The sequence below is a fragment of the Amycolatopsis sp. NPDC114478 genome (genome assembly GCF_055633805.1).
This window is the reverse complement of sequence record NZ_JBVKDO010000004.1, coordinates 321,217-347,653: the sequence shown is the minus strand read 5'-3', so window position 1 is coordinate 347,653 and position 26,437 is coordinate 321,217. Positions and strand designations below refer to the sequence as shown.

The 26,437-nt window shown below is 71.3% G+C and carries 21 protein-coding genes; 13 read left to right on the top strand and 8 right to left on the bottom strand.

What is annotated here, in order from left to right; translation table 11 throughout:
• Positions 1 to 2 precede the first annotated feature (2 nt).
• The 6 genes from ACZ7OH_RS14305 to ACZ7OH_RS14280 form a co-directional block, all read right to left on the bottom strand.
• The gene (locus ACZ7OH_RS14305; RefSeq protein ID WP_470281198.1) at positions 3 to 932 is read right to left on the bottom strand and encodes an N-acetylmuramic acid 6-phosphate etherase; all 930 of its coding nucleotides are present in this window, start codon (positions 930 to 932) and stop codon (positions 3 to 5) included.
• 23 nt (positions 933 to 955) lie between these two features.
• Positions 956 to 1,930, bottom strand: coding sequence for a MurR/RpiR family transcriptional regulator (locus ACZ7OH_RS14300; protein WP_470281197.1), 975 nt, complete (start codon positions 1,928 to 1,930; stop codon positions 956 to 958).
• 238 nt (positions 1,931 to 2,168) lie between these two features.
• Positions 2,169 to 3,890, bottom strand: a complete 1,722-nt coding sequence (locus ACZ7OH_RS14295) for a serine hydrolase domain-containing protein (RefSeq protein ID WP_470281449.1) — start codon at positions 3,888 to 3,890, stop codon at positions 2,169 to 2,171.
• Positions 3,891 to 3,936: 46 nt separating this feature from the next.
• Positions 3,937 to 5,208 carry an exo-beta-N-acetylmuramidase NamZ family protein gene (locus ACZ7OH_RS14290; protein WP_470281196.1) on the bottom strand — a complete coding sequence of 424 codons (1,272 nt, stop codon included), beginning with the start codon at positions 5,206 to 5,208 and terminating at the stop codon, positions 3,937 to 3,939.
• Positions 5,205 to 6,944 carry a glycoside hydrolase family 3 protein gene (locus ACZ7OH_RS14285; protein ID WP_470281448.1) on the bottom strand — a complete coding sequence of 580 codons (1,740 nt, stop codon included), beginning with the start codon at positions 6,942 to 6,944 and terminating at the stop codon, positions 5,205 to 5,207. The genes ACZ7OH_RS14290 and ACZ7OH_RS14285 overlap by 4 nt, the downstream gene beginning before the upstream one ends.
• Positions 6,945 to 7,647: 703 nt before the next feature.
• A complete protein-coding gene (locus ACZ7OH_RS14280; RefSeq protein ID WP_470281195.1) occupies positions 7,648 to 8,478 on the bottom strand; it encodes an HAD family hydrolase in 831 nt (276 codons plus the stop codon).
• Between the two features lie 610 nt (positions 8,479 to 9,088).
• Here ACZ7OH_RS14280 and ssd point away from each other — a divergent pair.
• The 9 genes from ssd (at position 9,089) to ACZ7OH_RS14235 (ending at position 15,750) form a co-directional block, all read left to right on the top strand.
• On the top strand, positions 9,089 to 10,162 hold the full coding sequence (gene ssd, locus ACZ7OH_RS14275; RefSeq protein ID WP_470281194.1) for a septum site-determining protein Ssd: 1,074 nt from the start codon (positions 9,089 to 9,091) through the stop codon (positions 10,160 to 10,162).
• Positions 10,159 to 10,338, top strand: coding sequence for a hypothetical protein (locus tag ACZ7OH_RS14270; RefSeq protein WP_470281193.1), 180 nt, complete (start codon positions 10,159 to 10,161; stop codon positions 10,336 to 10,338). Before ssd ends, ACZ7OH_RS14270 begins: the two co-directional genes overlap by 4 nt.
• Positions 10,335 to 11,486 carry a TadA family conjugal transfer-associated ATPase gene (locus ACZ7OH_RS14265; protein WP_470281192.1) on the top strand — a complete coding sequence of 384 codons (1,152 nt, stop codon included), beginning with the start codon at positions 10,335 to 10,337 and terminating at the stop codon, positions 11,484 to 11,486. The genes ACZ7OH_RS14270 and ACZ7OH_RS14265 overlap by 4 nt, the downstream gene beginning before the upstream one ends.
• Positions 11,480 to 12,250, top strand: a complete 771-nt coding sequence (locus tag ACZ7OH_RS14260) for a type II secretion system F family protein (protein ID WP_470281191.1) — start codon at positions 11,480 to 11,482, stop codon at positions 12,248 to 12,250. The genes ACZ7OH_RS14265 and ACZ7OH_RS14260 overlap by 7 nt, the downstream gene beginning before the upstream one ends.
• Before the next feature lie 830 nt (positions 12,251 to 13,080).
• Complete coding sequence (locus tag ACZ7OH_RS14255) at positions 13,081 to 13,788, top strand: type II secretion system F family protein (protein ID WP_470281190.1); 708 nt, start codon at positions 13,081 to 13,083, stop codon at positions 13,786 to 13,788.
• Positions 13,789 to 13,816: 28 nt separating this feature from the next.
• Positions 13,817 to 13,981, top strand: a complete 165-nt coding sequence (locus ACZ7OH_RS14250; RefSeq protein ID WP_091389387.1) for a DUF4244 domain-containing protein — start codon at positions 13,817 to 13,819, stop codon at positions 13,979 to 13,981.
• Positions 13,978 to 14,337 carry a TadE family type IV pilus minor pilin gene (locus ACZ7OH_RS14245; RefSeq protein WP_470281189.1) on the top strand — a complete coding sequence of 120 codons (360 nt, stop codon included), beginning with the start codon at positions 13,978 to 13,980 and terminating at the stop codon, positions 14,335 to 14,337. The genes ACZ7OH_RS14250 and ACZ7OH_RS14245 overlap by 4 nt, the downstream gene beginning before the upstream one ends.
• On the top strand, positions 14,324 to 14,689 hold the full coding sequence (locus tag ACZ7OH_RS14240; protein ID WP_470281188.1) for an Rv3654c family TadE-like protein: 366 nt from the start codon (positions 14,324 to 14,326) through the stop codon (positions 14,687 to 14,689). The genes ACZ7OH_RS14245 and ACZ7OH_RS14240 overlap by 14 nt, the downstream gene beginning before the upstream one ends.
• A 443-nt stretch (positions 14,690 to 15,132) precedes the next feature.
• Entirely contained in the window at positions 15,133 to 15,750 is a 618-nt protein-coding gene (locus tag ACZ7OH_RS14235) for a bifunctional DNA primase/polymerase (RefSeq protein ID WP_400896351.1), read from the top strand.
• An 85-nt stretch (positions 15,751 to 15,835) separates the two neighbouring features.
• On the opposite strand, the gene ACZ7OH_RS14230 is transcribed toward ACZ7OH_RS14235, so the two are convergent.
• A complete protein-coding gene (locus tag ACZ7OH_RS14230; protein WP_470281187.1) occupies positions 15,836 to 18,337 on the bottom strand; it encodes a DEAD/DEAH box helicase in 2,502 nt (833 codons plus the stop codon).
• 313 nt (positions 18,338 to 18,650) lie between these two features.
• Between ACZ7OH_RS14230 and ACZ7OH_RS14225 the strand changes: the two genes are divergently transcribed.
• From ACZ7OH_RS14225 to ACZ7OH_RS14215, 3 genes are all read left to right on the top strand, one after another.
• A complete protein-coding gene (locus ACZ7OH_RS14225) occupies positions 18,651 to 20,945 on the top strand; it encodes a sodium-translocating pyrophosphatase (protein ID WP_470281186.1) in 2,295 nt (764 codons plus the stop codon).
• Between the two features lie 149 nt (positions 20,946 to 21,094).
• On the top strand, positions 21,095 to 21,685 hold the full coding sequence (locus ACZ7OH_RS14220; RefSeq protein ID WP_470281185.1) for a hypothetical protein: 591 nt from the start codon (positions 21,095 to 21,097) through the stop codon (positions 21,683 to 21,685).
• A gap of 41 nt (positions 21,686 to 21,726) precedes the next feature.
• On the top strand, positions 21,727 to 22,377 hold the full coding sequence (locus tag ACZ7OH_RS14215; protein ID WP_470281184.1) for a hypothetical protein: 651 nt from the start codon (positions 21,727 to 21,729) through the stop codon (positions 22,375 to 22,377).
• A gap of 18 nt (positions 22,378 to 22,395) precedes the next feature.
• On the opposite strand, the gene ACZ7OH_RS14210 is transcribed toward ACZ7OH_RS14215, so the two are convergent.
• The gene (locus tag ACZ7OH_RS14210) at positions 22,396 to 23,202 is read right to left on the bottom strand and encodes a S1 family peptidase (protein ID WP_470281183.1); all 807 of its coding nucleotides are present in this window, start codon (positions 23,200 to 23,202) and stop codon (positions 22,396 to 22,398) included.
• 296 nt (positions 23,203 to 23,498) lie between these two features.
• Here ACZ7OH_RS14210 and topA point away from each other — a divergent pair, with 296 nt between their 5' ends.
• Positions 23,499 to 26,378 carry a type I DNA topoisomerase gene (topA, locus tag ACZ7OH_RS14205; protein ID WP_470281182.1) on the top strand — a complete coding sequence of 960 codons (2,880 nt, stop codon included), beginning with the start codon at positions 23,499 to 23,501 and terminating at the stop codon, positions 26,376 to 26,378.
• Positions 26,379 to 26,437 lie beyond the last annotated feature (59 nt).

The window sequence follows — 26,437 nt, the reverse complement described above, 5'->3', positions numbered from 1 at the left end:
TTCTAGCTGGCGCGCACCCGCACCAGGTCCAGCGCCGTGCGCACGTGCCCACCGGACGCGTGCAGTGCCTTCGCGGCGCTCTTGACGTCCTCCCCGGACAGCAAGTGCACCAGCGCCACCTTGAGGTCGCCCCCGGCCTCGGTGAGCGCGTCCGAGCAGTCCGCCATCGTCATGCCGGTGGCTTCCTGCAGGATCCGGATGGTCCGGCCGCGCAGCTTCGCGTTCGTCGCCCGCATGCTGACCATCAGGTTGGAGTAGGTCCGGCCCAGCTTGATCATCGTCGCCGTCGAGAACGAGGTGAGGATCATCTTCTGCGCCGTGCCCGCCTTCATCCGGGTCGAGCCGGCGATCGCCTCCGGACCGGTGTCGACGGCGATGAGCACGTCGACGCCGGCGGGCTTGGCGGCCTTCGGGTTGCCCGAAACGAGCCCGGTGTGGGCACCCTGGCGCGACGCCGCGGCCAGCGCACCCAGCACGTACGGCGTCCTGCCCGACGCCGTCAGCCCCAGCACGAAGTCGCCCGGCTGGACCATGGCAGCCATCTCGGCCGCGCCGGCCCCGTCGTCGTCCTCCGCGTTTTCGACGGCGCTGCGCAGGGCCTTCTCGCCGCCGGCGTGGTGCGCGATGAACCAGTCCGCCGGCACGTTGAACGTCGGCACCAGCTCGGCCGCGTCCAGCGTGGCCAGGCGCCCCGAGGTGCCCGCGCCGACGTAGTGCACGCGCCCGCCCGTCCGCAGGGCCTCGACCGCGTAGTCCACCGCGCGCGCCACCTGGGGCAGCACCGCGGCGACGGCGCCGGCGACCGTGCGGTCCTCGGCGTTGATCGCGCCCAGGATCCCCGCGGTGGACATCAGATCGATGTCCGTGGTGCGGGGATTGCGGGTTTCGGTCGGCGAATCGACGTGCACCGCCTGCGTGGGGACGGTCATCATGCGCCTCACATTTTCTCCGGGCATTACTTGCCGGTTTCCCGCGGACGGCGACGACCGTCCGGCCTGACCCCCAAGCGGTGCGAGCCGACGGCGTCCCTGGTCGCGTCCAGGGCGTTGACGGACGCGTCCATGTGCCGCTGCGCGACGCCGATGAACAGGCAGTCGATGACGGTGAGCTGGGCGATGCGGCTGGCCGTCGCTCCCGAACGGAACGTGGTTTCCCGCGCTGCCGTCGTCAAAACGTAGTCGGCGACCTCGGTGATCGGGGACCGCGGGAAGTTCGTCACGGCGATGGTGATCGCGCCGTGCTCGCGGGCCACCCGCAGCGCCTCGACGGTGTCGGTGGTCGCGCCGGTGTGCGAGACGCCGATCGCGACGTCACCGGGACTCAGCACCGCGGCCGAGGTGAGCATGATGTGCGTGTCCGACCACGCGAAGCACACGCGGCCGATGCGGTGCAGCTTCTGCTGCAGGTCCGCGGCGACGAACGCGCTGGCGCCCACGCCGTAGACGTCCACGCGGCCGGCGTTCGCGACGACCTCGATCACGCGCTCCAGCGTGGCGACGTCGAGCTGGTCGGCCGTCTCCTCGACGGCACGCGCGTCGGCGAAGCTGACCTTGCCGATGACGGCCGCGAGGTCGTCCTCCGGCCCGATCTCGCCGCCGAGGTTGCGCGTGGTGCGCGCCTCGGTGCGCGCGGTGTCCGCGGCCAGCGCGATGCGCAGCTGCGGGTACCCGCCGACGCCGACCGCCTTGCAGAAGCGCGTCACCGTCGTCTCGCTCGTGTTGGCCGCCAAGGCCACTTCGGTGATGCTGCGTCTCGCGACCTGCGCGGGATCCTCCAGCACCACCTTCGCCACGCGCTGCTCGGCGCGGGCCAGGCCGGGGAGCAACGACCGGATCCGGACCAGCGGGCTCGCGTCCGCGTCCCGCACGGTCGGCTGGACCGATACGGGCTCGGACGGTGCCGTGCCGACTACGGATTCGGTATCACTCACCGTCGGAAAGTTACTAACCGTTGGCATCTGCGACAAGGCTACCCACACCCTTCGGTCGGATCGCAACCCGTCCGTGTCTGCGGATCTGGATTTGCGATTAATCACTGACCAGAAAGTCGCCAACCAGGTCGGTCTTGTTAACGAGGTCAAGCTAACGACTTGGCAACTTAGTGTCGCGGTGCAAACGGCAAGCAGACGGTAAATTCGGCCCGAAGTTCGACGGTCGGCGACAGCGCGGTCACCTTGAGCTCAACTGCCAACCCTCCGCGACGAACGCGGCGGGGTTTCGTTCACCGTCGAGGAGTGATCGGCCGCTCTCGGTGACTTTCACACCGTCGACCGAGACACCGCGGCCCGTGTAACTCGGGTCGGTGCTGTAACGCCAGCGCAGGCTCACCGCCGCGCCCTGCGGCAGCGTGCCCGCGGCCCGCCACCAGGCACGGTGCCCGTGTCCGGAGAGCGACGTCACATCTCCGGAGGGTGCGCCCGGCCCCGAAACCGATAGGGCGATCGGTTGCCAGTTCACCCCGTCGGTGGTCGCCTGCAGCTGAAGTGGATCAGTGCTTCCCTCGGTGTCCACGAAGGCGTAAAAGGTCACGTGCGCTTGATCACTTTGCGTAGTAAACGGGCCGGTACTCAGCGTGGCCACGCTCGCGTTACCCAGCGTGCTCGTCCAGGCGTCCTTGCCGACTGCCGGCTTCACCGCCATGGCCCTGGCCAGCGACGTCGCCCACACCTGGCGCGCGGTGTTGATCGAGCCCCAGCTCCGGGTCGGGTGCACGCGGTTGGTCAGCAGGATCGCGAAGGAGCGCGACTCCGGGTCGATGACCAGCGTCGTTCCGGTGAAGCCGGTGTGCCCGGCGGTCACCGGCGACGCCAGCGCGCCCATGTACCAGGGCTGGTCGAGCTCGAAGCCGAGGCCATGGGCGTTGTCCGGGAACTGCTGGTTGTAGTTCGTCAGCATCTGCCGCACGGTCTCGCCGTTCAGGACCCGGTGCCCGCGGTAGCTGCCGCCGTTGAGGATCGTCTGAGCGAGGACGGCCATGTCGTTCGCGGTGCTGAACACGCCCGCGTGCCCGGCGACGCCGCCGAGCGACCACGCGTTCTCGTCGTGCACGCTGCCGCGGACCATCCCGCGCGGCGGGTTGGCCTCGTACTCCGTCGCGGCGATCCGGTTCAGCTTCGACGCGGGCGGGTTGTACCCCGTGTCGACCATGCCGAGCGGCGCGGTGATCCGGTCGTGGACGACCTTGTCGAGGCTCTGCCCGGTCAGCTTCTCGACGATGAAGCCGAGGGTGAGCAGGTTGATGTCGGAGTAGAGGTAGGTCGTGCCCGGCTTGTTCTTCAGCGGGCTGTCGAGCACCGCCTGCCGGCGCGACGGGATGTCCGGGTAGCCGGCCCACAGCGACGGGATCGGGTCGGCGTCGAAGCCAGAGACGTGCGTGAGCAGCATCTTGACCGTGATGGCGGCCTTGTCGCCGGTGGCGAACTCCGGGAAGAAGCGGCTGACCGGGGTGTCGATGGTGAGCTGTCCGCGTTCGACCAGCTGCAGCACGGCGATCGAGGTGAACAGCTTCGAGATCGACGCCATGTCGAAGATGGTGTCGTTGCGCATCGGCACCTGCTGGTCGGCGGGCAGTTCGGTGCCCGTGGCGTCGGCGTACCGCAGCGCGCCGCCGACGGCGTAGCGGTCGACGACCACGCCGTCGTGGGCCAGCAGGCCGACCGCGCCGGAGAAGTGCGGGTGCCCGGTGGTGTCCGGTTTCGTCCAGCTCGCCAGGAAGTCCTCGGCGGCCTTGATCGGCGCCGGGTCGAGGTTGACCTCCTGCGGCCGTCCGTCGCGCAGCGTCGTCCACGGCGCGGCGAAGCCCTGCTGCGGCCGGTCGAAGCGGCCGGCGTCGTCGTCGTGGCGTCCGATGGCGCTGGCTCCCGAGGTCAACGTGGTCAGCGCGACCAGCACTCCGGTGGCCGCGGCGATGACCTTCCTAGCACGCACGAGTTCCCCCTCAGCGGTAGAGCAGGTGGCGACGACGTTTCCGGTCGAACTCGGCGAGCTCGGCCCGCCAGGCCCCGGTGACCTCGTCGACGCCCGCGCCGGCGTCGACCATGGTCCGCAGCCGGTCGGACCCGGAGAGCTTGTCGATGTAGTTGTCCGGTCGCCAGGCGAAGACGTCCGGGTGCAGCGCCTTCGCCGTCACGAGCATGGCGACCGCGGTGCGGACGGCGTCGAAGACGCGCGGGTCGTCGACGCTCAACTGCACGCCCCCGCAGGTCTGGTTGACGAACTTGCTGAACGTCGGCACGAAGTAGATTTCGCGGAACTTCGCTCCGGGCAGCCGCAGGTCTTCGAGCTTCTCGCGCCAGCGCCAGTCGAGCCCGGGCGCGCCGATGATCTCGAACGGCCTGGTCGTGCCGCGGCCTTCGGAGAACACCGTGCCTTCGAACATGCCGGTGCCCGGGTAGACGAGTGCGGTGTCCGGCGTCGGCATGTTCGGGCTCGGCAGCACCCAGTTCAGGCCGGTCTGCGCGAAGAGCGTGTCGCGCTGCCAGCCGCGGACCTGGACGACCTCGAGGTGCTGGAGCTGCACGCCTTCGCCGGGCAGGAACTCCTCGGCGAAGAAGCGGGCCAGCTCGCCGACCGTCATGCCGTGCTGCTGGACGATCGGTTTCTTGCCGATGCCCGAGGCGAACTTCGGGTCGAGCAGCGGGCCGGCCGCCCGGCCGCCGATCGGGTTCGGCCGGTCGAGCACGACGAAGGCAGCGTTCGTCTTCGCCGCGGCCACCATCGCGGTGTAGAGCGACCAGATGTAGGTGTAGAAGCGCGCGCCGACGTCGGCGATGTCGAAGACGACCGTGTCGACGCCCGCTTTGGTGAAGAGCGTCGCGAGCTTCGTCGCGTCGGCGCCGTACGCGTCGTACACGGGGACGCCGGTGCGCGGGTCCGTGTAGTCGCCTTCGGACCCGCCGGCCTGCGCGCTGCCGCGGAAGCCGTGTTCGGGCCCGAAAGCCGCGACCGGCTTGACGCCGGCCGCGACCATCGAGTCGACGATGTGGTCGCCGTTCAGCAGGACGCCGGTCGGGTTCGACAGGACACCCAGCTTGCGGCCCTTGAGGGACCGCCAGCCCTGGGCGGCCAACTGCTCCGCGCCGGTGAGGACCCTTTCCGGGCGGGCTTGGGCCTGGGGCTCGGGTTGCGCACCGGCCACCGCGGAGCCGCCCGCGAGGGCCGGGACCGCGAGCGCGCCCGCGCCGAGGAAGTGGCGCCGGTTCAGGGTCACCAGGTCAGCCCGTGGCCGAAGGGGTACTTGACGGTGTGCACGTCGGCGCCCGCCGGGATGTCGACCGGCAGCTTCCCGACCGGCTTCGTCTCGCCGAGGATCACCTTCGTCAGCGCTTGGAGCGTCGGGCCGATGTAGCCGTAGGTCGCCAGCCAGGTTTGCACGGCGCTCGGGTAACCCGCGTCGTACGGGATCTGCGCGGCGACCGCGACGACCGGCTTGCCGGTGGCGCCCAGGGCGTTCAGCAGCTTGGTCTGCAGGGGGAAGCCGCCGATGTTGTTGGTCAAAACGACGACCAGGTCGACGTTCTTGGCGTTGGCGACCGACTGCGCGATCTGGGCGTCCGTCGGGGCCTGACCGGTCGGGTACGCCGTCGCGGCCGTGCCGTGGGCGGTCAGCTTCTGCGCGAGCGTCGCCGTCGTGGAGACACCCCAGCCGGTGACGAGCGCCGTGGCGGGCTTCTGCTTCAGCGGCAGCAGGCCGGCGTCGTTCGCGACGGCCGTGATGCCGCGGTCGGCGATGTCCTGCGCGGTGGCGAGGTTCGCCGGCGTGCCGACGGTCTTCATCACGCGGTTCGGGTCGACGAACGGCGCGAAGAGGATGCCGCTCTTGAACTTCAGCTTCAGCACGCGCAGCACGCTCTGGTCGATCCGCTGCATCGGGATCTCACCGGACTTGACGGCGGCGAGCACCGAGTTGATGGCGACGTCGAGGTGCACCGGCATGAGCAGCTGGTCGACACCGGCCTTGAGCGCGAGGACGGGGATCTCGGCGTCGCTGTGCATCTCGCGCACGCCCTGCATCTCGAGGGAGTCGGTGATGACGACGCCGTTGTAGCCGAGCTCGCCCCGCAGCTTCCCGGTGACGATCGGCTTCGAGAGCGTCGCGGGCTCGAGCGAGGGGTCGAGGCTGGGGAACTGGATGTGCGCGGTCATGATCGAGTCGATGCCGGCCTTGATGGCGGCCTTGAACGGCGGCACGTCGGTGGCGCGCCACTGGTCCTCGGTGCTGTCGATCCGCGGCAGCCCGGTGTGGCTGTCGGTCGGCGCGGCACCGTGGCCGGGGAAGTGCTTCGAGGTCGCGGCCACGGACTTCTGGAAGCCCCCGACCTCGGCGGTGACGAAGTCGCTGGCCAGGCCCGGCTGCCCGGCGAAGGACCGAACGCCGATGACGGGGTTCACGGGGTTGGAGTTGACGTCGGAGTCGGGCGCGAAGTCCTGGTTGATGCCGACGGCCCGCAGCTCCTGGCCGAGGATGGTCGCGGCCTTGGTGGCGCGGCCGGTGTCCCGCCCGGCGGAGATGGCCATGGCGTTCGGGAACTCGGTCGCCGGCGCGCCCATCCGGGTGACGGTGCCACCCTCCTGGTCGGCGGCGACTTGCAGCGGGATGTGCGCCCCGCTGGTGACGGCGGCCATTTGGAGGCCGTTCGACAGCTTCGAGACCTGCACGGGGTCGTCGAAGTTGTCGCGGGTGTCGTTGTTGAAGTAGATGACGCCGCCGAGGTGGTACTTCCGGACGACCTGAGCCGGGGTGTCGACCCCGAAGTCGGTCTGGTTCTTCGGGTTCACCTCGTCGGCGGACTTGCCGTTCACCCAGGTGACGAACAGCTGCCCGACCTTCTGTTCGAGCGTCAGCCCCCGCAGCGCCTGCGTCGCCGCGGCTTCCGCCTGCGCGTCGGCGCTCACCCGCGGCGCGTCGGCCGCGGTCGCGACACCCACACCGGTGAGTGCGAGCACCCCCGCGACGGGCAGGGCGAGCGCATGGAACCTCCGATTTCGGGTCGTCACGACCAGCCTCCCAGAAAGTTGCGGGCGCCCGGCGGACGTGAGAAGTCCACTCGGAGGCGCCAGTATCGGGAAGCTACTCACCGAATCCGTCGATGTCCATCGACCGACCGCGCGAACGGTCCAGTCGTACCCGGATCGGTAGGAAAGTCGCCGTTCGCAACATGTGCGGCGGCCGAATGGTGGCGGACCACCTCGGCGAGTGGGCTGTACCCGCCTTGCCTCGCTGCCGGACTTTCCGCATAGACGAGGCGGCGCCCGTGACCCCGGAGGGTCGACGGGCGCCGCCTGCAAGCGCGAACTTCTCGGGCGACCAAGCGTGCAACTCTGGTCGTACCTACATGGACTCGGCGTGTGGCGTCCCACTACGCAGTCCCTAGACGACGAGCCTCCCGCGGCGCGCTGCGCGTGGGTACCCGGAGTCCGCGCACGGAGGTTTGCCGGGGTGGAACAGGCTTCTCTTCTACCTGTTCCCTGGCCGACCGAACGTCCGCACCTACTTTCTACGCCGTGAGCCCGGTCACTTCAAGTGCGCGGATGGGTGCACCGGTACAGAGGCTGGATCGGGTGACACCGGCACCCTGCGCGACGGACAATTCGGGGCTGGGCCAAGCAAAGCCGGCGCCCTGCGGCCGTGTGGGTGGCGACCGTGCGGCTAATGGGACCGACGGCGACGATTGAGGCCGTACCAGGTCGCCCCGGCCGCCACCGCGCCGACGCCGAGCGCGACCATTCCCGCCGATCGGACCGGGAGCCGGCTGCGCAGCGACATCGGCCGCTCGAACGCCAGGATCGGCCACCCGTGCTCGAGGGCCTCGCGCCGCAGGAGCTTGTCCGGGTTGACCGCGTGCGGGTGCCCGACGACCTCGAGCAGCGGGATGTCGGTGCTCGAATCGGTGTAGGCGAAGCACTCGGCGAGGTCGTAGCCGTGGGTCGCGGCGAGCTGCTTCGCGGCGACGGCCTTGTTGGCGCCGTAGCAGTAGAAGTCGACTTCGCCGGAGTAGCGGCCGTCGACGATCTGCATCCGCGTGGCGACGCTGCGGGTCGCGCCGAGCATTTCCGCCACCGGCGCGACGACCTCCTCACCGGTCGCCGACAGCACGATGACGTCGTGCCCGTCCTCGCGGTGGCGCGCGATCAGCTCCGCCGCCTCCGCGTACACGAGCGGGTCGACGACGTCGTGCAGGGTTTCGCGGACGATCGCCGAAACCTGGGCGACGTCCCAGCCGGCGCACAGCGCGGAAACTTCGGCCCGCAGCCGCTCGGTCTTGTTTTCGTCGGCACCGGCGAGGGAAAACACCAGCTGCGCGTAGGCGCTCCGCAACGCGGCGCGACGGTTGATCAATCCTTCTTTCAACAAGGGCTTGCTGAACGCCAGCGCGCTCGACGAGGCGATGATCGTCTTGTCCAGGTCGAAGAACGCGGCCACCGCGTGCTCCGGGCCCGGCTTCCGGATGCGCGACGGGGCGCTGCTCGGTTCGGCCACGTGCCCAGGATAGGAGCTTGATCGCGGCGCGTCCCGTTGATCCACCACCCGCGCGGCGCGGCGGGCGGAAAATCCATGACAGCAAGGCACTTCCGGCGCGCTGTGCCGTTATCGAACTGTATGCCTCGCCCGGCGCGCGAAGCGGCCATGAGCGGAGTTACAGTGAGGGAGCCCGGTGTCCAACCGGGCCGGTTCAGTCCGACCCCCCGGGGCTGAACCCACGGCGGCCCCCGTCCCTCCCCCCTGGCGGGGGCCGCCCTCTTAACTTTCCTCTTACCTTTGGCCGCGCTTTCCGCGCAGGCCTTTTGCCTTCGGCTAACCTTTCTCGATTCCGTTTTCCCCAGGCCGCGTCGCGCATTCTTGGATTCGGTCGAAACCATCGAATGCGGATATCCGTCCGGCTTTCCGCCGCACGTGCGGCGCGGGCGGGCGCGATCCTGTCACACCCAACCGGCAGAACCGGCTCGCGAGCCGCGCGCCGGACGCCAGTTGTCCACAACACCCCGGTTGTCCACAGCCGCCCATCCGCCCCGTTGCGCCCCCGAGCCGCCGCCCGCGACGGTGGAACCCGGGCCACCCACGGCCCCCACCGACGACGGGGGAGGAACGCATGACGGGGGAACGACCGCTCGTGGTCGCCGCGGACGAAACCGTGCTCGACGAGATCCTGCGCGTGGCCGCGGTAGCGGGCTGCGAGCTCGACCGGGCACCGGACCTGACGGCGGCCCGCGGCCACTGGGCCCGAGCGCCACTGGTGGTGCTCGACGAAGAAGCCGCGCGGCTGCCACCCGTGCTGCCCCGAAGGAGCGGGATCCTCCTGGTCTGCAAGGGCAACCCGGGGCCGCGGACGTGGGAGAGCGCGTTCCGCGCCGGCGTCGAACGCGTGATCTCGTTGCCGGACGAGGAGACCGAGCTCGCGGGCGCTTTCGCCGACGTCGTAGAGACCCCGGCGGAAGAGGCCGGCCTCGTGCTCGGCGTGGTCGGCGGCCGGGGCGGCGCGGGCGCGTCCGTCTTCGCCGCGACGCTGGCCCTGGCGGCCGACCGGGACCCGGGCGGCGCCCTGCTGGTCGACTGCGATCCCCTCGGCGGTGGCCTGGACCTATTGCTGGGACTGGAAAAGACACCGGGACCGCGCTGGTCGGAGGTCCGGCTGAGCGGCCGTGTCTCGGTACCGGCGCTGGCGGCGGCGCTCCCCCAGCGAAGACATCGCGGCGGCAGCCTGCCGGTGCTGGCGTGCGGCCGGGAAGGCGAAGGCCCGGCGGTCGAGTCGCTGTCGGCGGTCCTCGCCGCCGGCCGCAGGTCGGGCCGCACGGTGGTCTGCGACCTCCCGCGCACGCTGGGCGACGCGGCGGCGGAAGCGGTCGCCGTGGCCGATCTCGTCGTGCTGGTGGCGCCGGTGGAGTTCCGCGCCTGCATGGCGGCGAAACAGGTGCTGCGGTCCCTGTCGGCGCTGACGGCCCGCCTCGGAGTGGTCGCGTGTGGACGGTCGCGGGCCGGCGTCACGCCGGTCCAGACGGCCGGCCTCCTCGGCCCGCCGCTGCTGGCGTCGATGGCGCCGGAGCGGGGCCTGGCGGCGGCGATCGAGCGCGGCGAGTTCCCGGCCAAACCGGCGGGCCCGCTGGCGGCCGCGGCCGCCGACGTCCTGGCGGTAGCGCGCCGCGAAGCCCGGGCGGCGGCCCGATGAGCGCCGGCCTCCGCCCGCCGGCACCGCCGGTCAGGGTGGCCGAGCTCCTGCTGCCGACGGTCCTGGCCCTCGCCGGGCGCGGCCCGGTGAGCGCGGAGAACTTCCTGACGGTGCTGGCGGGCACCCGCGTGACCGCTCGCTCCGGCGACACCCGGCCCAGGGCGGTGCGACCGTGACCACCGACTTCGTCGACCGCGTCCGCAACCGCCTCGCCGGCGACCGCCGCCAAGCCGATCCGGTCGCGGTCGCGACGGCCGTCCGGGCCGAAGCCGGCGGCGCCCTCGGCCACGACGCGGTGCTCGACGCGGCCCGCCGGGCCCGCGACGAGTTCGTCGGCGCCGGCCCGCTGGCCCCGCTCCTGGAGGACCCGGCGACGACCGACGTGCTCGTCACCGGTCCGGCCGAGGTCTGGACGGACGGCCCGGAGGGCCTGATCCGCACGGGGATCCGGTTCCAGGACGAAGAAGCCGTCCGTCGGCTGGCGCAGCGCCTCGCACTCGCGGCGGGGCGCCGGCTCGACGACGCACAGCCCTATGTGGACGGCTGGCTCCCCGGGGCCGGCCCCCACGGCCGCATCCGCGTGCACGCCGTCCTGCCACCGGTCGCGGCGAGCGGCACGTGCCTGTCGCTGCGCGTCCTGCGCCCCGCGACGCACGACCTCGCGAAGCTGCAGGAACTCGGCGCGTTCGACGAGAACGGCGCGAAGGTGCTGCGGGCGGTCGTCTCGCGCCGGATGGCGTTCCTCGTCACCGGCGGCACGGGCGCGGGCAAGACGACGCTCCTGGCCGCGCTGCTCGGCGCGGTCGACCCGGCCGAGCGGATCGTGTGCGTCGAGGACGCCGGCGAGCTGCAGCCGGCGCACCCGCAGTTCGTCAGCCTCGTCGCCCGGCCGGCCAATGTGGAGGGTGCGGGCGCGGTGGGCCTGCCGGAGCTCGTCCGCCAGGCGCTGCGCATGCGGCCCGACCGCCTGGTGGTCGGCGAGGTCCGCGGCGCCGAGGTGGGTGCGTTGCTGGCGGCGATGAACACGGGCCACGACGGCGGCGCGTGCACGGTCCACGCGAACTCCCCGGCCGAGGTACCGGCCCGCATGGAGGCGCTGGCCGCACTCGGCGGCTTGGGCCGCGACGCGGTCCACAGCCAGCTCGTCGCGGCGATCCGCGTGGTCCTCCACATGCGCCGCGACCCGGGCGGCCGCCGACGTCTCACGGAGGTGGGCGTCCTCCGAGCGGAACACGGCCGCGCGCGAGTGGTGCCGGTGTGGCGAGCGGGCCGCTGGACGGTCGACCGCCACCTGTTCGCCGCGACGGGAGCGATCGCATGCTGAGCCTGTTTCTCACCCCATGGTTCCTGCTGGGCCTGGGAGCGGCCCTGGCGTGCTGGCCCCCGGCGCCGACCCGGCTCCAGGCCGCGGTCGAGTCCCCGACGACGTTCCGCCTCCCCGACGTGTGGGCAGCGCTCCGATGGCTGCTGCCGGCCGCCGCGGCGGCCATGCTGGCGGGCGCAGGAGGCGCGATCGCCGCGGGCGTCCTCACACTGGCCTGGCACCAGGAGCGAAGCGCCCACCGCCGCACGGCGGCGGACATCGAGCTGGCAACCCACACGGCAACGGCACTGCGCACGATGGTCTCCGAGCTGCGTTCCGGCACCCACCCGGTAACGGCAGCGGAGGCGGCGGCCGAGGTGGTACCGGCGGTAGCAGGCGACTTGCGGGCATTGGCCACATCAGCCCGCCTCGACGGCGAGCTGAAGGCACCAGTCCTCCCGCAGCTGGCGACGGCGTGGACATTGGCCAAGCGCCACGGCCTCCCCCTGGCCGAGGTGCTGCAGTCCACCCGCCGCGACGCGGAAGCAACCTTGACGTTCGCCCGCAGAACCCGGGCAAAGCTGGCAGGCCCCCGAGCAAGCGCGGCGGTCCTGACCGGCCTCCCAGCCCTGTGCGTACTGCTCGGCGAGGTGATGGGGGCATCCCCACTGAAGGTCCTGACGGAGAGCGCGCCAGGCCAGTTGCTGCTGGTGGCGGGCAGCATCCTGCTCTGGGCAGGAACAGCCTGGTGCCGAGCGCTGACGGGCCAGGTACAGCTCAAATGACCACGAGAGCCTCCTCACACGCCATCCGCGCCCACCTCAAGCGCCGGCAAACGTCACTCGCCGCGCAACGTCCCCTGAGCGGGCCGATGACCGCGACCACCCTTCGCGCAGCCCGCGCCCACCTCGAGCGCCGGCGAGCGTCAGCCCCGATCGGACGGGCCTCCTCGCACGGTGCCGGCGCTCTACTCGAGCAGCCGCGCGCCCACCAGCCAGCAGCGGCCGCACTCCCGTCCGCCGCGCAAGGTCCCCTGAGCGGCCGGAGGTGCAGCCGATGACCGCGACCGCCCTTCGCGCAGCCCGCGGCCACGTCGCGCGCCGGCGAGCGTCATCCCTGATCGGCCGGGCCGCCTCGCGCGCTGCCGGCGCTCTCCTCGATTGGCCGCGCGCGGTCTATCAGCCGGGAGCGGCCGCACTCCGGCCGGTCACGCAATGTCCCCTGAGCGGCCGGAGGTGCAGCCGATGACCGCCACCGCCCTTCGCGCAGCCTGCGGCCACCTCGAGCGCCGGCGAGCGTCAGCCCCGATCGGGCGGGCCTCTTCGCGCGCTGCTGGCGCTCTACTCGAGCGGCCGCGCGCCCACCAGCCGGCAGCGGCAGCACTTTCTTCCGCCGCGCAATTGTCCCCTGAGTGGCCGGAGGCGGGGCCGATGACCGCGACCGTCCTTCGCGCAGCCTGCGCCCACCTCGGGTGCCGGCGAGCGTCATCCCTGATCGGACGGGCCTCCTCGCGCGCTGCTGGCGCTCTACACGAGCGGCCGCACGCCCACCAGCCGGCAGCGGCCGCACTCCCGTCCGCCGCGCAAGGTCCTCTGAGCGGCCGGAGGCGAAGCCGATGACCGCGACCGCCCTCCTTCTCTGTGCCGCGGCTCTACTCATCTGGCCGAACGAAGCCGCGGCGAGGCGATTCACCTGGCTGTCCGGCGCCCCGACCCCCGTACCCCGCAAATGGCCCCGAGCGATCCCCCACCTCGCGACCACCCTCGGCGGCATCTCGACCGCGGTCCTGATCGGCGGCCTCCCCGGAGTGGTCGTCGGCGCCCTGGTGACCGCCGGCGGGTGGTGGGCTGTCCGCCGGACCCGGCGGCCGCGGGCGCCGACCCTCGACCTGGCCGCGAAGCTTCGGCTCGCCCGGACGCTTGATCTCCTCGCGGCCTGCCTCCGCGCCGGGCTGCCCGTCCCCGCGGCCCTCGACGCGGTCGCCGATACCGCGCCGGCCGAGGCGGGCGCGGCCCTCCGCTCGACCGCCGGCCTGCTCGCTCTCGGGTCCTCCGCGGAGGAGGCCTGGGCGCGAACCGGCCTCGGCGAACTGGCGGCCGCGGCGATCCGGACGTCCCGGTCCGGCGCCGCCTTCGCCACGGCGGCCGCCGATCTCGCCGGACGGTTCCGCGAGGAACTCGCCACCGAAGCCGAGGAACGCGCGGAGCGGGCCGGCGTGGCGCTGGCCCTGCCCGTCGGCCTGTGTTTCCTGCCCGCCTTCTTCTGCCTGGGCGTGCTGCCCGTCGTCCTCGGCCTGGCCGGACGTCTCGGCCCGCTCTTCTGACCCACCGACAAGCACTGAAGGGAAACCCATGCGCGCGCCCCGCTCGGACGACGGTTCCACCACGGTCGAGTACGCGATCGTCACGGTCGCCGTCGCGGCTTTCGCGGCCGTCCTCTACACCCTCCTCACCGGCGACTCGGTCGTCTCGTGGCTGACGAACCTGGTCATGAAGGCCCTGACGGTGCCGTCATGAGCCGAAGAGACGAAGGCGCCGTGACGGTCGAAGCCGCGCTCGGCCTCGCCGGACTGACCGTCGTGACGGTCCTGCTCGTCGCGGGTCTCACGATCCTGACGAGCCAGCTCCGCTGCACGGACGCCGCCCGTGAGGCCGCGCGGCTGCTGGCCAGGGGCCAGCCCCACGAGGCCGCGTCGGCGGTCCACCAGATCGCTCCACCCGGGGCGAACCTCGCCATCCGCCAGGACGGCGACGCGATAACGGTCGAGGTGAGCGCCCACCCGGCAGGCGGCCTGCTGCCGGACCTCGACCTGAACGCCACGGCGTACGCGGTGGCCGAACCAGGAACGGAGGCCGCCGATGCACCGCGGTGAACCCCGCTCGGACAGCGGCGTGGCCACGATCTGGACAGCGCTGGCCGTGGCCGCGCTGACCGGAGTCGCGGTCCTCGGCTGCTGGCTCGCCGCCGCGGTCCTCGCCCGTCACCGGGCGGAGACCGCCGCCGACCTGGGCGCGCTCGCGGCTGCGTCGCACGCCGTCGAGGGCCCGGTCCGGGCTTGCGAGCGCGCCAAGTGGGTCGCGGACCGGATGGCGGTCACCCTCGTGGCCTGCAGATGGCAACGGCTGGACGCCTTCGTCGAAGTTCAGGCGCCGGGCCTGGCGCTCGGCGGACTGCCCGGCCCGTCCGCCCGGGCTCGCGCCGGACCCACCGGCCGGCCACCGTGACCGGTCAGCGGGACACCCGGGCGCCGCCCGCTCGCCGGACGCCGACCGGTCGGTATGCCACGGTGACCGGCTGATCCGCCGGGGCGGACGATAAGTGGCGGATTGTCACGGGCAGCGGTCGGTAGTGCACGGTGAGCGGTCGAAGAAGCTGCTCACCTGGGCCGATACGCCCCGGCTCGGCTGCCGTTCGCCCGCCTCGCGGGCTCCCGATCCTGGGGATCCCGCGGTGAACGGTCCGTGGGCGGCTGCCGCTCACCGTCGATCCGCTGCCGCCGGGTTCGGTCGGGCGGTAGGGACTACCGGGCGTTCATCGCCGCGTAACCACCGGTTGTCGCGTGGGGGTTCCGGGCAATGTGCAACTTGCCGTTAAGTGAGATGTGCGACACCACGGCAGGGTTTAGCGGGTAGGTCGCGGAGAACCGGAACCTAAGGCAGGAAAGACAATGTTGGACGCGAATTGGCCGGACAGCTGGCGCGGCGCCTTCCGCATCGAACTGCGGGCGGAGGCGATCGGTCTCGCCTGGCGTGGCTGGCCGGTGCTCCCGGGCGTCAACCCCGCTCCGCTCACCGAAGGCGACGACCTCACGTGGCGCCGTCCGGTCCCGGCCAGTGACGCCTGGCGCGACCAGATCGGCACCCACGCCCACGAGGTCGCCACCTGGTTCTCCGACCGGACCCACAGCCTCCTCGTCGCCACCGGCACCGTGCTCGACGCCATCGAGGTCGACGACGAGCTCGGCAAGCGCGCTTGCCGCTTGCTGCGCGCCCTCGGGCACCCCGCGCCCATCATCGCGCTGCCGAACGGCCGGTGGCTGTTCCTCACCACCGTCGCCGACCGCATCCCGGCCGAGCTGGCCACGCGCTCGTCGATCCAGTGGCACGGCAAGGACAGCTGGATCCCGCTGCCGCCGTCGCCGTTCCAGCACGGAGTCGTGCACTGGCGCGTCAAGCCCGAGGTCTGCGGCTGGCAGCTGCCGGATGCCGCCGAGGTGCACGACGTGCTCGTCCGCGCGCTCGCCGGTGCCGAAGCCCCGCAGCTGGTCCAGTCCACCGCGGCCTGAGCCACCCCGAACCACCGCCGCCGGCCGGTCCCAGCCCGGCCGAGGCGGAGCACGACACAACTCCATGAACCACCAAAGTGGCCGTCTAGGCACCGTGTTGACGCAACGCCCCGAGCACGGTTCCCAAGACAGCCACTGCCCCCGCCTTGTCCAGCGGATCGTTGCCGTTCCCGCACTTCGGCGACTGAACGCAGGACGGGCATCCCGTCGGGCACTCGCAGGAGACGATCGCCTCCCGCGTTGCGGCCAGCCACGGGACAATCGCGGCATAACCGCGTTCGGCAAATCCCGCACCCCCGGGATGGCCGTCATGCACGAACACCGTCGCCTCCCCGGTGTCTTCGTGCCACGCGGTACTCACCCCGCCGATGTCCCATCGGTCGCACGTAGCGAACAGCGGTAGCAGGCCGATCGCCGCGTGCTCGGCGGCATGCAGGGCACCGGGGACTCGTGCCGGATCCAATCCGGCACTCCCCGGTGCCCTGCCACCCTCGTGAACGGGCCCCCGACCGTTCGCCAGGGGTTCCTCCCCGGTCCCCACCGGCCCCGCAGATTCGGTCCCCACCCGATGGCCCCCGGTCCCCGCCTCGCCATCGGCCTCCGATCCGTGGGAAACCCCGGCCGAAGCCCGCGGACGTCCGCCGGCGGCGACGGCCGGCCCCAGCAGCGCAGACGAGATCGTGTACCAGACCGCCCGCGTGTGCAGGCTCTGCTCCGGCAGGTCCAACGGCGTATGGTCCAGCACCTCACCCGACGGACGTCGTCGCAGGTAGCCGACCACCTGCGAGGTCACCGCCACCTCGCCGAGGCACACGCTCACCCCGCCGAACTGCTGCTTCTCCTGCGTGCTCAGCACCGCGATGTCCACGATCTCGCGCGGCGTCGTCGTCCAGTCCGGGTTCTCCGCGTGGACCATCGCCAGCCCCTGGTCCAGGTCCAGCTCGTCGACGACGTACGACGACCCCTGGTGCAGGTAGACCGCGCCGGGGTGGACGGCGAAGCACGCCGATCCCGGATCGACCGTGCCCAGCATCCGCCCGGAGTCCGACTCGACCACCGCGATCTGCTCGCCGCCCGTCCCGCGGATCCCGACCTCGGCGTGCGGCCGGTCCCGCGATGTCCAGTACCAGCCGCTCGACCGCCGGCGCAGCAGCTTCTGCTCCGCCAGCTCGGCCAGCACCTCCTGGGCCGCCGCCCCGCCGAACATCTCCAGCTCGGGGACGGTCAGTGGCAGCTCCGCCACCGCGCACGCCAGCTGCGGCGCCAGCACGTACGGATTCGCGGGGTCGAGCACCGCCGTCTCCACCGGCCGCGAAAGCAGCGCCGCCGGGTGGTGCACGAGGTACGTGTCGAGCGGGTCGTCCCGCGCGACGAACACCACCAGCGCCGAGTCGCCGGAACGACCCGCCCGGCCGGCCTGCTGCCAGAACGACGCGAGCGTGCCCGGGTAGCCGGCGAGCACCACCGCGTCCAGCCCCGCGATGTCGACCCCGAGCTCCAGGGCATTGGTCGTCGCGACACCCAGCAGACGGCCCGACAACAACGCCGCCTCCAACGCGCGACGCTCTTCCGGAAGGTAGCCGGACCTATACGCCGCAACGGTGTCCGTCAACGCCGGGTCCACTTCGGACAGAATGCGACGCGCGCCCAGCGCGGCCAGCTCCGCGCCCCGGCGAGACCGGATGAACGCCAGCGACCGCGCGCCTTCGACGACCAGGTCGGCCAGAATCCGTGACGTCTCGGCGCCCGCCGAACGCCGGACCGGCGCGCCGTTCTCCCCGGTCAGCTCCTCCAGTAGCGGCGGCTCCCAAAGCGCCACCGTCCGGGCGCCGCGCGGCGACGCGTCCTCCGTAACGGCCTCACAAGGAACACCGGTGAGCCGCGAGGCGAACGAAGCAGGCGAAGCCGTCGTCGCCGAGGCGAGCACGAACACCGGCGAAGCGCCGTGGTGCTCGGCTACGCGCCGAAGCCGGCGAAGCAGCAAGGCGACGTGCGAGCCGAAGACGCCGCGATAGCTGTGGCACTCGTCGACGACCACGCAGCCGAGCCGCCGGAAGAACCCCGCCCACCGCCCGTGCTGCGAAAGAATCCCGCGGTGCAGCATGTCCGGGTTGGTGAACACCCAGTTGGCGTGCGCGCGCACCCAGTCACGCTCGACCATCGGGGTGTCCCCGTCGAACGACGCCGCCCGGACCCCCGGAACGTCCAAAGAGGACACCGACCGCAGCTGGTCCGCCCCCAGTGCCTTCGTCGGCGAGAGGTACAGCGCGGTCACCTTCTCGCCCGCGGCCAGCCGGGACAGCACCGGCAGCTGGTAGGCGAGCGACTTGCCCGACGCCGTGCCGGTCGAAACCACGACGTGCCGGCCCTCGTACGCGTGCGCCGCCGCCTCCGCCTGGTGCGCCCACGGCAGCGAGACCCCGCAGTCACCGAACGCGTTCACCACGGCCGGATCGGCCCACGACGGCCACGGCACGCACGTCGCCGAGCGTCCCGGCAGGTCCGCGACGTGCGTGACCGGGTCCTCGCGCGCGGGGATGCCGGCGGTCACCCGCCCCAGCAGCCGCCGACCCCGTGATTCGTCCACCCGCCGAGCTTGGCACAGGGGTACGACAGTTCCGGAGATCCCCGGAACGCCAACGAAATCCGGCCAGAGGGATCGATCAAGTGAGGAGGCTCACAAGGTAACGGAATGTGCTGTCCCGGGGACGCCTTAAAGGTGCTGGTTGCGATACCAATACACTCCCGCAATCCACACCCTCTGTGGTGAGCGTCATGCGAGACGTGCATCGCCGCACGGCTAGCGTGTCGCTCGGTACAGGGTCCATGCCAGCGTCGGCAGTGTCGAACCCTCGGCTTGCCGTCGACGCTGGCGATCGGCGACGTCTCCTGGAGGACGAATGTCACGGCAGTTCCTCGCGGAGGGCGGGTCCATCACGCTCTCCGGAGGTGGCTACACGATTGTCGGTGTAGTCGCCGTGGTCGCGCTTGCCGCACTCGTCATCGGCTACGTCCTGCTCAAGGAGGTGCTGGCCGCAGGCCAGGGCACCGCCAAGATGCAGGACATCGCCAAGGCGGTGCAGGAAGGCGCGGCCGCTTACCTCAAGCGGCAGCGGAACACTCTCGCGATCTTCGGCGTGATCGTGTTCCTCCTGCTCTTCGCACTTCCCGCCGACGACTGGAACGAGAAGATCGGCCGTTCGATCTTCTTCCTGGTCGGTGCGGCGTTCTCGTTCGCGATCGGTTACCTCGGCATGTGGCTGGCGACGCAGGCGAACCTGCGCGTGGCCGCCGCGTCGCGCGAGGAAGGCGGCCGCGAGGTCGCCATGCGCGTGGCGTTCCGCACCGGCGGTGTCGTCGGCATGATCACCGTCGGCCTCGGCCTGTTCGGTGCCGCGGTCGTCGTGCTGGTCTACACCGGCCAGGCGCCCAAGGTGCTCGAAGGCTTCGGCTTCGGCGCCGCCCTGATCGCGATGTTCATGCGTGTCGGCGGCGGTATCTTCACCAAGGCCGCCGACGTCGGCGCGGACCTGGTCGGCAAGGTCGAGCAGGGCATCCCGGAGGACGACCCCCGCAACGCGGCCACCATCGCCGACAACGTGGGCGACAACGTCGGCGACTGCGCCGGCATGGCCGCGGACCTGTTCGAGTCCTACGCCGTCATGCTGGTCGCCGCGCTGATCCTGGGCAGCACCGCCTTCGGCGTGCACGGCCTGATCTTCCCGCTCATCGTGCCGGCCATCGGTGTCATCACCGCGGTCATCGGTGTCTACATCACCAAGGCGCGCGCGGGTGAGGGCGGCCTGGTCACGATCAACCGCTCGTTCTACATCTCCGCGGTCATCTCCGCCGTCCTGTCGGCGATCGCGGCGTTCGTCTACCTGCCGAGCAGCTTCTCCGACTTCGGCGCGGGCTACGAAAACTCCGGCAACCCGGCGGTCATCGCGACCATCGCGGTGATCATCGGCATCGTGCTCGCCGCGGTCATCCTGAAGCTGACCGGGTACTACACCGGCACCGAGTACAAGCCGGTCAAGGACGTCGCGCAGACGTCGGAGACCGGTGGCGCGACCGTCATCCTGTCCGGCATCTCGGTCGGGTTCGAGTCCGCTGTGTACACCGCGCTGGTCATCGGCGCGGCCGTTTTCGGCGCGTACCTGCTGGGCGGCGGCGTCGCGCTGTTCGCCGTGGCGCTGGCCGGCACCGGCCTGCTGACCACCGTCGGCGTCATCGTCGCGATGGACACCTTCGGCCCGGTTTCGGACAACGCGCAGGGCATCGCCGAGATGTCGGGCGACGTCGACGAGAAGGCCGCGCAGATCCTCACGGAGCTGGACGCAGTGGGCAACACCACCAAGGCCATCACCAAGGGCATCGCGATCGCGACGGCCGTTCTCGCGGCGACCGCGCTCTTCGGCTCCTACTCGGACGCGATCACGAAGACGCTGTCGGGCATGGGCAACGGCGTGGTCACCGGCCTCGACGCGACGAAGTCGTTCGTCAACGCGATCGTCAGCCCGAACACGCTCGTCGGTGTCATCATCGGTGCGGCCGTCGTGTTCATGTTCTCCGGTCTCGCGGTCAACGCGGTGTCCCGGGCCGCCGGCGCGGTCGTCTACGAAGTGCGCCGCCAGTTCCGCGACATCCCGGGGATCATGGAGGGCACCACCCGCCCCGAGTACGGCAAGGTCGTCGACATCGTCACGCGCGACTCGCTGCGTGAGCTGACGACGCCGGGCCTGCTGGCGGTCTTCGCCCCGATCGCGGTCGGCTTCGGCCTGGGCACCGGCGCGCTCGCCGGCTACCTGGCCGGCGCGATCGCCTGCGGCACCCTGATGGCGATCTTCCTCGCCAACTCCGGTGGCGCGTGGGACAACGCGAAGAAGCTGGTCGAGGACGGCAACCACGGTGGCAAGGGCTCGTCCGCGCACGAGGCCACCATCATCGGTGACACCGTGGGTGACCCGTTCAAGGACACCGCCGGCCCGGCGATCAACCCGCTGATCAAGGTCATGAACCTGGTCTCGGTGCTGATCGCGCCCGCCGTCGTCCAGTTCTCGATCGGTCCCGACGAGAACGCCGCGGTCCGCATCATCATCTCGCTGGTCGCGGTCGCCATCATCGTGGCGGCGATCGTGGTCTCGAAGCGCCGGGGAACGGTCCTTTCCGACACCCCGACGGAGATCAAGGCCTGACGCACCACCGTTCCCGGGCCCGGCACGCAGCGTCGCGTGCCGGGCCCGGGACGTGTCAGGCCATCCCACACTGGCTCGGCGACTTGCGAAGCAGCACCGAGTCGGTACCGTCGGCCCTTCCGGGACGTCGTCGAGCAGGAGGTGCGCAGGTGCGGCCGCGGTCAACCGTTTTCGCCGCCCTAACCACGACGATCACGATCGGCCTCGCCGGCTGCGGGCAGCAAGCCCCCGCGCAGTCACCGGCGCGGGACCAGGGTCTGTCGGTGACGACCGTGGTGCCGCAGGCCGATCCCGCGGCGAGATGGGCGGACGCCTACTGCGGCGCGGTGACGCACCTCGTCCGCACCCTGGCGGAACTCCCCACAGTCGACCCCAGCACGCCGCAGCAGGCGTCTCGGACGTCCAGCGACCTGCTTTCCTCGGTGGTCGGCGGGCTCGACCAGAGCCTGGCCGGGCTGACCGCGCTCGGCGCGCCCCCGGTGCCGTCCGCGGACGGCGGCCGCGAGAACGTCATCGGCCAGTTCTCCGAGATCCGCACGCAGGCCGAGCAGGCCCGCCAGCGCATCGAAGCGGTCCGCGGCGACGCGGCGGCGACCAAGGAGGCGCTCGGCGAGGCCAAGGCCACGCTCGACCGCATCGACGCCCTCGACTACCTCAAGGGCCTCAGGGGCGTGCCGGCGCTGGCCGCGGCGGAGCAGCGCGCGCCGGCGTGCCGCCAGCTCGATCAATCTCCCAGGTGAAGATCTCGCGCCGAATCGAACTTGTGTTCTAGTATGGCGCGGTGGATCGGACGATCTCGCTCTTCTCCGCCGAGGCCAGCGGGCCGGGCCTGGGCGACCTGGCCGGCCTGTTGTGCTGCCACGGCCAGATCACCGGCTTCGGGCGCACGGCCGCCCGGCTGTCGGTGGTCGTCGAGGAGCCGTGGCGGGCGCACGTCCTGGCGCGTGAGTTCCGCTGCCGCGGTGCCGACGCCCAGGTCTCGAAGGCCGACTGCGGCAACCCGCAGGTGCGCACCTCCTTCCGCGTCGACCTGCTCCCGCTGGCGCTGAGATGGCTGCGGGAGGGCTGCGCGGGCCCGGCGGAGGACGACTCGGGCAAAGCGGTGCCCGACGGCTTCCGGCTGAGCGGGGCGATGCTGCGGATGTGGGTGCTGGCCGGCGGCCGCCCCGGCACGCAGGGCTACCTGCTGGGCGTCGACCCGCTGGCGCCGGGCATGCACGAGCGGCTGGTCGAGGCGCTCACGCCGCTGGGCGTCGCGGCGAAGCTGACCGGCCCCAAGGCCGAGGTCCCGGCCGTCAAGGTCACCGGGAAACGCCGCTTGGAGGCGCTGCTGGAACTGATCGGGGAACCACCACCGGGCGCCGAAGCGGCGTGGCCGGGCGCGGAGCCGCTGCCGGTCCCGCACCCGGAGGCCGTGACGAGCACGGCCTGACCGGGCGCGGACGGCGCGTCACGGCCGGGGCAGGGTGCAGCCGGCCTGCGTGAGGGCGATTTCGTTGGCCGCGGTGAGGCACGCGGGAATGCCGTACGTCTCCTGGCCGTAGTTCGTCTTGTAGTGCACGGTGACGTTGCCGGCCTGGTCGACCTCGCACGGGTTGTTCTCCGTGCAGCGCGCGCCGTCCTCGTTGCCGGTGTTGTTCACGCCGACGACCTTGCCGCCGGACACGATCGGCGACCCCGACGTGCCTCCGATGGTCTGGCAGGCGGACGTGTAGCGGATCGAGTCCTTCCAGGTCCAGCTGCCCTCCTTCAACCGGTACACGAAACCGTCGATGTTGCAGGAGTAGATCCGCTTCCAGTAGCCGGAGACGACGTCGATCGCGGAGCCGGCCGCCGGGTGCGCGTTGGACAGCTCCAGCGGCGAAATCCCGTAGCTCGACTTGATCTGCGCGTAGGTGGTGGTGAGCTGGTAGAGCGACACGTCGGTGTCGGTCATCGTCCCGTAGACGATCTTCCTCGCGCGCAGCGTGCCGGCGTTGCCGCCACTGGCGTTGAGCAGGGTGAACGTCCGGCTGGACGACCGGTTGGTGATGACCTGCCCGGGGCCGGGGAAGCCGGTCTCGAGGCAGTGCCCGTTCGACATGACGAGCGCGGGGGCGGTGTCGGGTGTCGCGGCCGGCTTGACCACCGAGCCCGAGCAGTTGGAGAGGGCTACCGTGCCGGCGAAGTTCGCCGCGGCCGCGCTCGCCGGAGTGGTCCCCAGTAATACTGTGGCGGTCGCGGCGGTGAGCAGGGCGCCGAGGAGGCGTCGGGTCATGGCGGATCCTTTCGGCTGGACGGGGAAACCAGTGAAGCGGTGACGTCCCCGCGCCCACCACCGTCGAACGGAGGGTATCCGGACGGTCACGCGCTAGGCTGCGCGGGACGTGGCCGAAATCACGTGGCGGGTACGTTGGGGAAACATCGTCGAGGTCAGCGGCGATGCGTTGGGCACAGGACCGGCGGCGTGTTGGGCCACCTCCACGCCGTCCGGGCCGGAACAGCGTGCACACTGGCAGGTCGAGACGCGGGCCCTGGGCAGGGACGTGGTGCAGTTCCGCCTGGCGGGACGAGATGAGCGGAGAGCAGGACAGCGTGGCAGGAGCACGGACCAACAAGAACGGAGCTTCGGCGGACAACGGCGCCGGGCACCGGCGGCTGGTGATCGTCGAGTCCCCGACGAAGGCCCGCAAGATCGCCCCCTACCTGGGCGGCGGGTACGTCGTCGAGTCCTCCGTCGGGCACATCCGCGACCTGCCGCGTGGCGCTGCCGACGTGCCCGCCCAGTACAAGGGCGAGTCCTGGGCGCGCCTCGGCGTCGACGTCGACAACGGCTTCAAGGCCCTCTACGTGGTGACCCCGGACAAGAAGTCCAAGGTCACCGAGCTCAAGGGCCTGCTCAAGGACGTCGACGAGCTCTACCTCGCCACGGACCCCGACCGCGAGGGCGAAGCCATCGCGTGGCACCTGCTCGAGACGCTGAAGCCGAAGGTCCCGGTCCGCCGGATGGTCTTCCACGAGGTCACCGAGCAGGCCATCCGCGCGGCCGCCGACTCGACCCGTGAGCTGGACGCCGACCTCGTCGACGCCCAGGAGACCCGCCGCATCCTCGACCGCCTCTACGGCTACGAGGTCTCGCCGGTGCTGTGGAAAAAGGTCATGCCGAAGCTCTCGGCGGGCCGCGTCCAGTCGGTGGCGACCCGGATCGTGGTCGAGCGCGAACGCGAGCGGATGCGCTTCACCTCGGCGTCGTACTGGGACGTCTCCGCCACGATGGATGCCGGCGAGGAGGCTTCGCCGCGGAACTTCTCGGCCCGCATGGTCGCCGTGGACGGCGCGCGCCTGGCCACCGGCCGCGACTTCGGCTCGGACGGGCAGCTCAAGGCGTCGAACAACGAGGTCCGCGTGCTCGCGGAGGCCGACGCGCGGCGCCTGGCCGACGCGCTAAAGCAGCGTGACTTCAAGGTTTCGAGCGTTGAAGAGAAGCCGTACACGCGCAAGCCGTACGCGCCCTTCATGACCTCGACGCTGCAGCAGGAGGCCGGCCGCAAGATGCGGTTCACCTCCGAGCGCACGATGCGGATCGCGCAGAAGCTGTACGAGAACGGCTACATCACCTATATGCGTACCGACTCCACGACGCTGTCGGAGTCGGCGATCTCGGCGGCGCGCAGCCAGGCCACGCAGCTGTACGGCAAGGAGTACGTCTCGCCTTCGCCGCGCCAGTACACGCGCAAGGTCAAGAACGCGCAGGAGGCCCACGAGGCGATCCGGCCGTCGGGCGAGGTCTTCCGCACGCCGGGCCAGGTCGCGGGCGAGCTGGACACCGACGAGTTCCGGCTCTACGAGATGATCTGGCAGCGCACGATCGCGTCGCAGATGGCGGACGCCAAGGGCACCACGATGTCCGTGCGCATCGTCGGCAACGCGACTTCGGGCGAGGAGTGCACCTTCGCCGCTTCGGGCCGCACGATCACCTTCGCGGGCTTCCTCAAGGCGTACGTCGAGGCGGTCGACACCGAGACCGGTGGCGAGGCCGACGACAAGCAGAGCCGCCTGCCGGTGCTGGAGAAGGACCAGGCGCTCACCGCGTCGGACCTGACCCCGGACGGCCACACCACCTCGCCGCCGGCGCGGTACTCGGAGCCGAGCCTGGTCAGCAAGCTGGAAGAGCTGGGCATCGGCCGCCCGTCGACGTACGCGTCGATCATCAAGACCATCCAGGACCGCGGGTACGTCTGGAAGAAGGGCTCCGCGCTCGTTCCGTCGTGGGTCGCGTTCGCCGTGATCGGCCTGATGGAACGGCACTTCGAGCGGCTCGTCGACTACGACTTCACCGCCGGCATGGAGGACGAGCTCGACCGCATCGCCAACGGCGACGAGCAGCGCGGGCAGTGGCTGTCGAAGTTCTACTTCGGTGGTGACATGGGCGTCGACGGCTCGATCGGCCGCCTGGGCGGACTGAAGAAGCTGGTCGAGGGCAGCGTCGAGGACATCGACGCGCGCGAGATCAACTCGATCCCGCTGTTCAGCGACGCCGACGGGCACACCGTCGTGGTCCGCGTCGGGCGCTACGGGCCGTACCTCGAGCGCGAGGTCAACGGCGAGTCGCAGCGCGCGAACCTGCCCGAGGACCTGCCGCCGGACGAGCTGTCGCAGGAGATCGCGGAGAAGCTGTTCGCGACCCCGCAGGAGGGCCGCACGCTGGGCACCGACCCGGTGAGCGGGCACGACATCGTCGCGAAGGAAGGCCGCTTCGGGCCGTACGTGACCGAGGTGCTGCCGGAGATCGAGATCCCCGAGGACGCCACGGCCGCGCAGAAGAAGGCCGCGAAGGCGAAGGCGCCGAAGCCGCGTACGGGCTCGCTGTTCAAGTCGATGGACATCGAGACCATCACGCTGGACGACGCGCTGAAGCTGCTCTCGCTGCCGCGCGTGGTCGGCAAGGACCCGGAGTCCGGTGACGAGATCACCGCGCAGAACGGGCGCTACGGGCCGTACCTGAAGAAGGGCACGGACTCGCGCTCGCTCTCGACCGAGGACCAGCTCTTCTCGATCACGCTCGAAGAGGCGCTGAAGATCTACTCGGAGCCGAAGCAGCGTGGGCGCTCCGCGACGGCGAAGCCGCCGCTCAAGGAGCTCGGCGAGGACCCGGTTTCGAAGAAGCCGATGGTCGTCAAGGACGGCCGCTTCGGCCCGTATGTGACCGACGGCGAGTACAACGCGACGCTGCGGAAGGGCGACGAGATCGAGTCGCTGACCGCGGAACGGGCCTCCGAGCTGCTGGCCGAGAAGCGGGCGAAGGGGCCGGCGCCGAAGCGGAAGGCGCCGGCGCGCAAGCCTGCTTCGACGACGGCGAAGACGGTCAAGGCGGGCACGAGCAAGACCGCCAAGACCGCGGCCGCCAAGTCCACGACGACGAAGCGCAGCTCGACCGCGACGAAGGCCAAGTAAGACCGCTCGTGAAGGCCCCTGGTGCGCCGGGGGCCTTCATCGCGTCCGGCCACACTTTC

Coding starts and splice junctions, on each gene's coding strand:
- ACZ7OH_RS14305 (WP_470281198.1), bottom strand. CDS start 932: ATGATGACCGTCCCCACGCAGGCGGTGCACGTCGATTCGCCGACCGAA.
- ssd (WP_470281194.1), top strand. CDS start 9,089: ATGACGGGGGAACGACCGCTCGTGGTCGCCGCGGACGAAACCGTGCTC.
- ACZ7OH_RS14270 (WP_470281193.1), top strand. CDS start 10,159: ATGAGCGCCGGCCTCCGCCCGCCGGCACCGCCGGTCAGGGTGGCCGAG.
- ACZ7OH_RS14260 (WP_470281191.1), top strand. CDS start 11,480: ATGCTGAGCCTGTTTCTCACCCCATGGTTCCTGCTGGGCCTGGGAGCG.
- ACZ7OH_RS14255 (WP_470281190.1), top strand. CDS start 13,081: ATGACCGCGACCGCCCTCCTTCTCTGTGCCGCGGCTCTACTCATCTGG.
- ACZ7OH_RS14250 (WP_091389387.1), top strand. CDS start 13,817: ATGCGCGCGCCCCGCTCGGACGACGGTTCCACCACGGTCGAGTACGCG.
- ACZ7OH_RS14245 (WP_470281189.1), top strand. CDS start 13,978: ATGAGCCGAAGAGACGAAGGCGCCGTGACGGTCGAAGCCGCGCTCGGC.
- ACZ7OH_RS14240 (WP_470281188.1), top strand. CDS start 14,324: ATGCACCGCGGTGAACCCCGCTCGGACAGCGGCGTGGCCACGATCTGG.
- ACZ7OH_RS14235 (WP_400896351.1), top strand. CDS start 15,133: ATGTTGGACGCGAATTGGCCGGACAGCTGGCGCGGCGCCTTCCGCATC.
- ACZ7OH_RS14225 (WP_470281186.1), top strand. CDS start 18,651: ATGTCACGGCAGTTCCTCGCGGAGGGCGGGTCCATCACGCTCTCCGGA.
- ACZ7OH_RS14210 (WP_470281183.1), bottom strand. CDS start 23,202: ATGACCCGACGCCTCCTCGGCGCCCTGCTCACCGCCGCGACCGCCACA.
- topA (WP_470281182.1), top strand. CDS start 23,499: ATGAGCGGAGAGCAGGACAGCGTGGCAGGAGCACGGACCAACAAGAAC.